This window comes from Nocardioides sp. HB32 (assembly GCF_054058995.1).
Window position 1 is genome coordinate 42,739 of record NZ_JBSSBS010000001.1, and the last position, 9,807, is coordinate 52,545.

Sequence of the window (9,807 nt, forward strand, 5' to 3'; positions counted from 1 at the left end):
TTGAAACAAGCGGACGCGGAGGCGAGCACCTCTGCGATCAAGCGACCGACGGCGGCCAGCGACGCCCGCGCCACTCGTCCCAGGTCGTGCATCCCGCAGGCGGGTCGTCGATGGGCTCGCTGCCGTCGAGCTCGCCCGGCGTCGGGACCTCGATGCGCGCAGCCCACTCGGCGAGCTCCTCGTCGGACATGTGCCACGTCGTGTGGGCCGACTCGGTCGCGCGCTCGTCAAGCCGTCTCCGCTGCTCGGCCGGGGTGAGCTCGAAGTAGCGGATCTCGACCGCCGCGCCGCGGTCTGCTGCCGCCTGTCGCAGGGCGGAGCGCTCGTCCCGGCTCCAGAGGCCGAAGTCGATGACGACGTCAGCGCCGAGCTCGAGGGCACGTAGGCCGATCTGGATGAGGCGTCCCTCGATGACGTCCTGGGCCGACGAGGGGTTCTCGTGCCCGTAGAGGGCCTTCACCCACTCGTCCTTCGTCAGGCGGAGCGCCCCGTGCTCGAGCTCGATGCGTCGAGCGGCGGTCGTCTTGCCGGTGCCGGGAAGTCCGACCGTGAGGAACAGGGTCGGGTGGGTCACCGGTAGACGCCGTCAGGCGTCTCGAGCTCCGTCGGACCGTCGTCACCGACGGTGATGGACCGGTCGCCGAACGTCGCCGTGCCGTCGACGATGGGTACGTCGCGGGGTTCCTGGCCCTGACGGCCCGCACGCCAGGAGCCTCTGCGGCCGTACCACTGGACGGTGCCGTCGTCGGTCTCGACCCAGTAGTCGGTGGTGTAGTGGTCGCCGAGCTCCCAGGTGACGGCGGAGGCGTTCGTGCCGTCGATGGCGTAGGTCTCGTCGACGGCGATCAGGATCAGCTTGCCGCCGGGACCGTGGAAGGCGCGGGCGTCGCCGGGCGGCATGCCGAGCCAGGAGTCGGGGGCGACGACCGGGTCGGGGGACGCGGAGGACGGGGACGACGAGCAGCCCGCGAGCGCGAGCAGCAGGGCCGCGAGCAGGAGCCTCACACGGCGGACAGTATCTGTTCGTACGTCGACCGGTCGAAGGCGACGAGGCGGGCCTCGGTGACGGAGGTGGAGGTGGAGCGGAAGACCTCGAGGGGGGCGGCGATGGCGTCGGCCTTCGGCCAGCCGTAGATGCCGGCGGAGACGAGCGGGAAGGCGACGGTGGCGGCGCCGAGCTCGTCGGCGACGGCGAGCGCCCGGGAGTAGCAGGAGAGCAGCAGCGACCGGTCGCGCTCGCCGGCGGTGTAGTCGGGCCCGACCACGTGGATCACCCAGCGCGCGGGCAGGTTGCCGGCGGTCGTCCAGCCGGCGTCACCGGTGGCGAGGCCGTGGGGGAAGCGGGCGATGCAGTCCTCGAGCACGGCGGACCCGCCGGCCCGGTGGATGGCGCCGTCGACGCCGCCACCGCCACGCATCGCGCGGTTCGCGGCGTTGACGACGGCGTCGACCTGCTGGGTCGTGATGTCGCCCGGGACGACCGTGATGTCCACGGGTCAAGGATTGCGGATCAGCTTCACGGTCGCACGTTCCAGCGCCGCCTGTCGCTCGTCGGGACTGTCGTAGGTGCGACGGGTCGCCCGCTCGATGGTCCGGCCCTCCTCGTAGGCGTCGATGACCCGCGGATCGACGTACGACGAGCGCGCGAGCGTCGGAGTGTTGCCGAGGAACTCCGAGACCTCCTTCATCGCACCGGCGACGGCGCGCTTGCGCGAGGCCTTCGTGTCTCCGGGCTCCTGCGTCTCGGCGAGGGCCGCGGCGGCGAGCACGGTCGCGTGCCAGGTGCGGAAGTCCTTCGCGGTCGCCTGCAGCCCGGTCGTGGATCGCACGTAGTCGTTGACCAGCTCCGGCAGGAGCGAGCGCCAACCCCGGCTGTTCTTGTAGGCGAGCAGCCGGGCGTCGGCGCCCCGGCGGCGCCGCATGATCTCGATCGTCTCGATCACGACCGGATCGTCGATCTCGATCCGGTGGTCGACCCCGGACTTGCCGGTGAACGCGAACACCAGGCGGCCCCGGTGCTTCCGCACGTGCCTGCGCTCGAGGGTGGTGAGTCCGAAAGAGCCGTGGGTGTCGGCGTACACGTCGTTCCCGATCCGGAAGTACCCGAGATCAAGCAGGCGTACGGCGGCTGCACACGCGCGCTCGAGCGGCATCCCGTCGCGCCCCAGGTCGCCCACCACCCGCTCCCGCGCCCGGGTGAGGGCGCGCCCGAACTCCAGCATCCGGTCGAACTTCTCGGCGTCCCGCCGCGCCCGCCACTGCGGGTGGTAGAGGTACTGCCGCCGGCCCGCGTCATCCGTGCCGACCGCCTGCAGGTGACCGTTCTCGTACGGCGTGATCCAGACGTCGGTCCACGCAGGCGGGATGACCAACGACTTGATGCGTTCCACGTCCTCGGCGGGCAGCCGGTCGCCGGACCGGTCCAGGTAGACGAAGCCCCGTCCGACCCGCCGCCGGGTCCACCCCGGCTGGTCGGGCGATGTCCTACGCAGCCGCGGCATGGCCGCTGAGTAGCCGCGCAGCCGTCGCGACAAACGCGCGCAGCCAGCCCCACACCGACACCGAGACCACGCGCAGGACGTCGGAGTGCTCGCCCTCCGAGCTCACGTGCACCCAGCCGTCCTCGTCGACGGCGATCCCCTCGCCCTGCTGCTGGTCCGGCAGCCGGAAGGACGCGACCCGCACGTTGCGCGGGTAGGTGTACACCGCCGCCGTGCCGTAGTCACGCAGCACGTAGTGCCGGCCGTCCGGGAAGAACGCGCCGTCGGTGACGAACCCCATCGTCCGGGTGACCTTCTGCAGCTCGTTCGGCCCGGTCGCCGACAGGTGCTGCGGCGCGGCGTACACGGCGCCGCCCAACAGCTCCTTCGACACGACGAGCAGCCGGCCGTCCGGCGCCGCGAGCAGCGCCTCGGCGTCGTGGGGCCCGTCCGGGTAGACCAGCGAGTACGCCGGAGGCGTGACCGTCCGGTCGCCGGGGCCGAACGGCACCCGCATGACAGTGACCGACGACCGCGACGCGGTGTTGTCGCCGATGTCGCCCACCCATACCTCGCTCGGCCCGGCGGGCGCCAGCGCCTCGGCGTCGGTGGGCTCGCCCGGCCACGAGGTCACGCCGACGGTCGTGCCCGCGGCGTCCACGGTGAAGACCCGGCCGGTGTCGCCGGAGTCGTTCACGGTCACGAAGAGCCCGTCGCTGACCACCAGCCCGCTGGACTCGACGATGGCCGGGTCCTGCCAGGCGAAGTCCGCGACCAGCATCACGCCAGCAGCTCGGCAAGCTTCGGCTGCAGCCCCCACGTGGCGACGAGGTCGTCGTACTCCTTGCGCACCGAGCCGCCCTTCACCGGTCCCCCGGTCCGGACGGCGCGCAGCATGGTGTTCCGCGGCGTGTGCTGGCTCTCGACGAACTGCACCACGTCGACGCGGTAGCCCTGCTGCCGCATCAGCGATGCGCGCAGCGCGTCGGTCAGCGTGTCCGCCAGCCGTTCGCGGAGGATGCCGTGCCGGGTGACCATCGCGTACGGCGCGGGCGTCGGTGCCCTGCGCAGCTGGGCGGCGATGTCGTGGTGGCAGCACGGCGCGGCGAGGACGAGCTGCGCTTCCCACGCGGCCGCCTGCGCCAGCGCCTCGTCGGTCGCGGTGTCGCAGGCGTGCAGCGCCAGCACCACCTCGGGCGCGGGGTCGAGCACGACACCGCCGATCGTGCCGACCACGAACTCGGCGTCCACGCCCAGCTCCGCGGCCACCTCCGCGTTGTGCTCGCGCGACTGCTCCTTCACGTCCACGCCGGTGAGCCGCACCGGCAGCTTCTGCGACAGGTACCGCTCGGCGGCGAAGGTCAGGTAGGCGTTGCCGCAGCCGAGGTCCACGATCCGCAGCGGGTCGTCGGCCGTGGGCCGGCGCAGGTGGCCCTTCTCCAGCGCGTCCGTGATCGAGGCGTCGAGCAGCCGCAGGAACTCCTCGACCTGGCGGTACTTCGCCTGCCGGCTCGGCTTCAGCCGACCGGACGCGTCGGAGATGCCGAGCGCGACGAAGACCGGGTCGTCCTCGGCCAGCAGCCGGGACTTGTCCCGGTCGTGCCCGCGCTCGGCCTCGACCGGCTCCGTGCGGTCGGTGGTGTGCACGACCGCCTCGAGCTTCTTGGTCACCCGCACCTGGTGCGACTGCGTCGTCGTGTCGACGTGCCAGTTGCCGAACGGCTCGTCCAGGAGCGCGTCCACCGCGTCCCGCGCCGCCTCACCGACGTGGTTGGCGGTGTGCGCCTGGGTCGCGTCGTACGTCGTGACCTGCAGGTGCCGGCCGGCCTTGAGGTCGACGTAGCGCAGCTCGGCCCGCCGCCAGGTCGGCTGCGTCCCCTTCTGCTTGCCCGACGCGACGGCCTTGACCAGGACGTCGGGGTCGAGGATGAAGCCGCGCATCCGGTTCAGCGCGCGCAGCAGCGGCTCGTCCATCACAGCACCGCGGCCAGGACGACGATCACCAGCAGCGCCGCCAGCGCGATCGGGATGACGAGGCGGCGGTGGCGGGGGTTCACGCCCTGAGTGTAGAAGCGAGCAGCTCGGCCAGGTGCATCGTGGGGGTCCCGCTGAGGTCGTCGAGCTGGACCCGGCAGGACATCCCGTCGGCGAGGACGACGGCGCCGGGGTTCGCGCGCACGGCGGGCAGCAGGTGCGTCTCCGCGACCGCCACGGACACCTCGTAGTGCCCCTTCTCCATCCCGAAGTTCCCGGCCAGCCCGCAACAGCCGGCCACCTGGGTGACCCGGGCGCCGGCCTTCTCGAGGATCCGCCGGTCCGCCGCCCAGCCCAGGACCGACGCGTGGTGGCAGTGCGGCTGCGCGACCACCTCGACGCCCGCCAGCGACGGCAGCGGCACGTCCAGCCGCTCCAGCAGCTCGGCGAACGTCAGCACCCCGACCGCCGAACCCGCGAGCTCCTCGGCGTCGCTGCGCAGCGTCGCGAGGCAGGACGGCTCGAGCCCCACCACCGGCACCCCGGACTCGACGTACGGCGTGAGCGTCCGCACCGTTCGCGACAGGATCGTGCGGGCCTGGTCGAGCTGCCCGGTCGAGATCCAGGTCAGCCCGCAGCACGCGTCGTCCGCGATCACCCGAGCGGTGACGCCGGCCGAGGCCAGGAAGTCGATCGCGGCCAGCGCATTGGCGGGGAAGAAGTGGTCGGTGAAGGAGTCCGCCCAGATCCACACGTCGGGGACCACGTCGGGGACCCCCGTCGTGCGCCGCAGCGTGCGGGGAGCGAAGGCCGGGATCGACCTGCGCTGGTCGATGCCGGCCGTCGCCTTCGCGAGCCGGGCGACGGGGGCGAGCCTCATCAGCCGGTTCGCGGTCGTCGCCATCGGCGCGGCCCGTCGGGCCCAGGTCGGCAGCCGGCCGAGCAGGTAGTGGCTGCGCGGCCGCCGCCTGCCGGCGTAGGTCGCGTGCAGCGCCTCGGCCTTGTAGCTCGCCATGTCCACCCCGGTCGGGCAGTCCGAGGCGCAGCCCTTGCAGGACAGGCAGAGGTCGAGGGCCTCGTGCACCGCGGGGTCGGCGAGCCCGTGCACGAGCGACCCGTCGAGCGCCTCCTGCAGCACCCGCGACCTGCCTCGGGTCGAGTCCTTCTCCTCGCGGGTGGCGAGGTAGGACGGGCACATCACGCCGTTGGTCCGCGGCGCCACGCACTTCCCGACGCCGGTGCAGCGGTGTACCGCGTCCGCGAGCGGGATCGACGGCCGCGGCCGGGCCGGCCGGAGGTCGGCGTCCAGCGGCGCGGGTTCGACGATGTTGCCGGGGTTCAGCAGGCCGCGGGGGTCGCACACGTCCTTGACCGCGCGGAACAGCGCGAGCGACTCCTCGTCGTACATCGTCGCGAGCAGCTCCGAGCGCGCCCGCCCGTCGCCATGCTCGCCGGACAGCGAGCCGCCGTGCTCCTTCAGCTTCAGCGCGCACGCGGTGAGGAACTCGCGGAACGCCAGCCCGCCGTCCGCGAACTGGAAGTCGATCCGCACGTGGACGCAGCCGTCACCGAAGTGGCCGTACGGCACGCCGTCCAGGCCGTGCTCCTTCAGCAGCTCGTCGAAGTCCCGGAGCCACGCGCCGAGCCGCTCCGGCGGCACCGCGGCGTCCTCCCACCCGGAGTACGCCGGCCGCGACAGCGAGCGCGCCGCGAGCCCGGCGCCGTCCTCGCGGATCCGCCACAGCGCGGCGGCCTCGGCGGCGTCCTCGACGACCCGGTGGCCGAGCGCGCCGGCGGCCGCCACCACCGCGGCCGTGTCGGCGCCGCGCGCCTCGACGAACAGCCAGCCGGCGCCGCGCGGGAGCTCCGGGGCGCCCGGGACGAGGTCGACGATCCGGGAGTCGAGGCCCTCGCACGCGGTCATGGCCGGAGCCGCCGCCAGCAGGGCGGGGACGGCGTCGGCGGCATCGGCCATCGACGGGTAGCCGAGCACCACCAGCCGGCGGTCCGGGTCGTCCTCGACCAGCCGGACGGTGGCGCCGCGGACCACGGCGAGCGTGCCCTCGGAGCCGACGAGGAACCGGTCGACCGAGCGGCCGTTCTCGGGCAGCAGGTGCTCGAGCGAGTAGCCGCTCACCTGCCGGGAGAACCGGCCGAACGTCGTGCGGACGTGGGCGAGGTGCTGGTCGACCAGCGCGGTGAGCCGCGCCTCGACGTCGGTGGCGCCGACGCCGTACGCGACGTCGAGCCCGACCACGTTGTCGACCGTGCGGCCGTAGCCGAGCGCCCGCGAGCCGCACGCGTTGTTGCCGATCATCCCGCCGATCGTGCAGCGCGTGTGCGTCGACGGGTCCGGCCCGAAGCGCAGCCCGTACGGCGCGGCCGCGCGCTGGAGGTCGGCGTGCACCACCCCCGGCTGCACGACGGCGGTCCGGGCGTCCGGGTCCACCGAGAGGACGGCGTTGAGGTGCCGCACCGTGTCCACGACGATGCCGGCGCCGACCGCGTTGCCCGCGATCGAGGTGCCGGCGCCGCGCATCGTGACCGGCGCGCCGGTCCCCGCCGAGGCGTCGAGGATCGCGTCCAGCTCGTCGGCGTGCCGCGGCCGGACGACGACCTGCGGCACCACCCGGTACAGCGACGCGTCGGAGGAGTAGAGCGCCCGGGTGAGCGTCGAGTCGTCGACGTCCGAGACCCCCCGCTGGCGCAACGCTGCGACCAGGTCCGGGGCGGGGTTCGTCACGTCACCAGTGTTCCATCGAGCCCCGGAACACCGACGCAAGGTCTTCGTCCGTGGGACTCTTCGGCGCGGTCGCCAGCAGCCGCTGCTGCTGGAGGGCACCCGCCACCAGGTCGTCCACGTCGGCCGCGCCGTACCCCACGGCGGCCAGGCCGTTCGGGATGCCGATGTCGCGCATCAGCGCCGTCAGCGCCGTCGGCAGGGCGTCCGGCCCCGGCGTCGCGGACGGGTCGAGCAGGCGGGCGGCGTGCACGTGCCGCTCGGGCGCGGCGTCGAAGGTGAAGCGGAACGCCTCCGGCGCGGTCAGCGAGACCGCCATCCCGTGCGGGACGAGCTCCGCGGCGCGGCCGGCGATGGGATAGGCGTTCGCGTGCGGGATGTGCACGCCGGCGTTCCCGAAGCCCAGGCCCGCGAACGTCGCCGCCATCGCCATCTGCTCACGGGCGGCCAGGTCGCTCCCGTCGCGCACGGCGTCGCGGAAGACCCCCGCGAGCAGGGTCATCGCCTTCTCGGCCCACATGTCGGCGATCGGGTTCGCGCCGCAGTACGGCACCCGCTGCTCGGGGCGCTTGGCGTCGAAGTCGGCGTACCAGCGCGCCGTCCAGCTCTCGAGCGCGTGGCACAGGATGTCCATGCCGGCCGCCGCCGTCACCGACGCCGGCTGGGTCACCGTCAGCAGGGGGTCCACGACCGCGAGCGTGGGCCGGAGGGCCGGGTGGCTGATGCCGGTCTTCACGTGCAGCGACAGCACGTCCAGCACGCAGATCGTGGTGCTCTCCGCGCCGGTCCCCGTCGTGGTCGGGACCGCGACCAGCGGCAGCAGCTTCTCCCGCGGCGCCAGCGCCTTCCCGATCGGCGCGTTGACGTAGTCCAGCAGCTCGCCGGGGTTGGTCGTGAGCAGGTTGACGGCCTTCGCGGTATCGATCGACGACCCGCCCCCGACGGCCAGGATCGCGTCGAACGGGCCGGCATCGCGGGCGAAGTCGATCGCCTCCCGCAGCGACTCGTCGGTGGGCTCGACGTGCACGCCGTCGTACGTCGTGACCTCGACCCCGCGGGCGGCGACCTGCTCCGCGATCCGCGCGGGGTGACCGGTGGCGGCGACGCCCGGATCCGTGACGAGCAGCACCCGGCGGGCGCCGTACGTCGTGAGGTCGTGCCCGATCTCGGCGGCGGCGCCGATGCCGAACTTCAGGGCCGGGGCTGCATAGGTGAATACGGTCTCGCTCACCCTGCCAACCTATTAGGCTGGGGCGCGGCGAAGAGGGGGGCTTCCATGCGTCACGTGTGGCGCCGTGCGCGGTGGGTCGTGCTGGCGGTCGTCGTCGTGCTCGTCTCCGGGGGCGCCCTGTACGCCCAGCTGAGGTCGCCGATCGCGTCCCTCGCCGCGCCCGACACCGGCGCCGCGCAGCCCGTCGTCGACGGCAATCGGATCGTCGACGCCCGCAGCGGTCGCGAGTTCGTCCCGCGCGGGGTGAACTGGAGCAGCTTCGAGTACGCCTGTGCGCAGGGCTGGGGCTACTCCGCGCTCGACAACGTCGTGGCCCGCGACCCGTACGCGACCGAGGCGAAGATGATCGCCAAGTGGGGCGCGAACACGGTCCGCCTGCCGCTGAACCAGGACTGCTGGCTCGGCACCCGCGGCGCTCCGGTCAGCGACCAGTACGAGGAGCGCACCGTCGACGGCTACCGCTCCGAGGTGCACGAGTTCGTCAACGCCCTCAACGACGAGGGCATCGTGGTCGTGCTGGACCTGCACAGCCGCAAGCGGATCGGGCAGCCGGAGTTCGGCAACCTGGCGATGCCGGACTCGGAGTCGATCGCGTTCTGGACCTCGGTCGCAGGTGCGTACGCCGGCAACCAGTCGGTGATGTTCGACGCATTCAACGAGCCCTACTCGCGCTACAACGCCAGCGGCACCCGCTCGGTGTTCGACCTGACCTGGAAGTGCTGGCGCGACGGCGGCTGCCAGGCGCCCGTCGACGACGACCAGACGGCGTCCACCGGCCGGGTCACCTACCCGGTGCAGGGCATGGCGGCGGTCGTCTCCGCGATCAGGAACGCCGGCGCCGAGCAGCCGGTGCTGCTCGGCGGGCTCGACTACGCCAACGACCTCGGCCACTGGCTGGAGTTCGCGCCCGACGACGACCAGCTGGTCGCGGCCTTCCACTCCTACGACTTCAAGAAGTGCGCGGACGAGGACTGCTGGAACGGCATCCTCGGCCAGCTGGCCGACAGCGTCCCGGTGCTCACCTCCGAGCTGGGCGCCGACCACCCGGAGCAGGGGTACGTCGAGCGCTACCTGGACTGGTCCGACGCCCACAACCTCGGGGCGCTGTTCTGGGTCTGGGCGGACCATCCGGCCGACCCCATGGCGCTGGTGACCGACGAGCGGGGCCACCCGACGGCGTACGGCACGGCCGCCAGGAACTGGCTCACGGGCCACCAGGAGTAGGCCGTCCGGGCCCGCAGATCCACAGCCGGTCCACGCCCCGTCAACGTCTCTGCCACAGTCGATCAACGCTGGACCAGACCGCTCCGGGATGTGCCGGAAAGCCGACTACGGTGACAGCGATCGAGTCCACCATGGGGGTGGTCGATTCGAGGCGGCGT

The 9,807-nt window shown here is 73.0% G+C and carries 9 protein-coding genes; 1 reads left to right on the top strand and 8 read right to left on the bottom strand.

Features of this window, described 5'->3' with window-relative positions:
• Positions 1 to 37: 37 nt before the first annotated feature.
• The 8 genes from ACVW2K_RS00235 to ACVW2K_RS00270 form a co-directional block, all read right to left on the bottom strand.
• Positions 38 to 574, bottom strand: a complete 537-nt coding sequence (locus tag ACVW2K_RS00235; RefSeq protein WP_457201108.1) for an ATP-binding protein — start codon at positions 572 to 574, stop codon at positions 38 to 40.
• Positions 571 to 1,005, bottom strand: a complete 435-nt coding sequence (locus ACVW2K_RS00240) for a hypothetical protein (RefSeq protein WP_457201109.1) — start codon at positions 1,003 to 1,005, stop codon at positions 571 to 573. Before ACVW2K_RS00240 ends, ACVW2K_RS00235 begins: the two co-directional genes overlap by 4 nt.
• A complete protein-coding gene (locus ACVW2K_RS00245) occupies positions 1,002 to 1,493 on the bottom strand; it encodes a macro domain-containing protein (protein WP_457201110.1) in 492 nt (163 codons plus the stop codon). The genes ACVW2K_RS00240 and ACVW2K_RS00245 overlap by 4 nt, the downstream gene beginning before the upstream one ends.
• A gap of 3 nt (positions 1,494 to 1,496) precedes the next feature.
• Positions 1,497 to 2,501: a DNA topoisomerase IB gene (locus ACVW2K_RS00250; RefSeq protein WP_457201111.1), complete on the bottom strand. Its 1,005-nt coding sequence runs from the start codon at positions 2,499 to 2,501 to the stop codon at positions 1,497 to 1,499.
• Complete coding sequence (locus ACVW2K_RS00255) at positions 2,485 to 3,261, bottom strand: hypothetical protein (protein ID WP_457201112.1); 777 nt, start codon at positions 3,259 to 3,261, stop codon at positions 2,485 to 2,487. Before ACVW2K_RS00255 ends, ACVW2K_RS00250 begins: the two co-directional genes overlap by 17 nt.
• Positions 3,261 to 4,454 (bottom strand): class I SAM-dependent methyltransferase, encoded by a 1,194-nt coding sequence (locus ACVW2K_RS00260; RefSeq protein WP_457201113.1) that lies wholly within the window; start codon positions 4,452 to 4,454, stop codon positions 3,261 to 3,263. Before ACVW2K_RS00260 ends, ACVW2K_RS00255 begins: the two co-directional genes overlap by 1 nt.
• 79 nt (positions 4,455 to 4,533) lie before the next feature.
• Positions 4,534 to 7,197 (bottom strand): FAD-binding and (Fe-S)-binding domain-containing protein, encoded by a 2,664-nt coding sequence (locus ACVW2K_RS00265; protein ID WP_457201114.1) that lies wholly within the window; start codon positions 7,195 to 7,197, stop codon positions 4,534 to 4,536.
• 1 nt (position 7,198) lies between these two features.
• Positions 7,199 to 8,425, bottom strand: coding sequence for a hydroxyacid-oxoacid transhydrogenase (locus tag ACVW2K_RS00270; protein WP_457201115.1), 1,227 nt, complete (start codon positions 8,423 to 8,425; stop codon positions 7,199 to 7,201).
• Between the two features lie 45 nt (positions 8,426 to 8,470).
• Between ACVW2K_RS00270 and ACVW2K_RS00275 the strand changes: the two genes are divergently transcribed.
• Positions 8,471 to 9,649 (top strand): cellulase family glycosylhydrolase, encoded by a 1,179-nt coding sequence (locus ACVW2K_RS00275; protein WP_457201116.1) that lies wholly within the window; start codon positions 8,471 to 8,473, stop codon positions 9,647 to 9,649.
• The last annotated feature ends 158 nt before the right edge of the window (positions 9,650 to 9,807 follow it).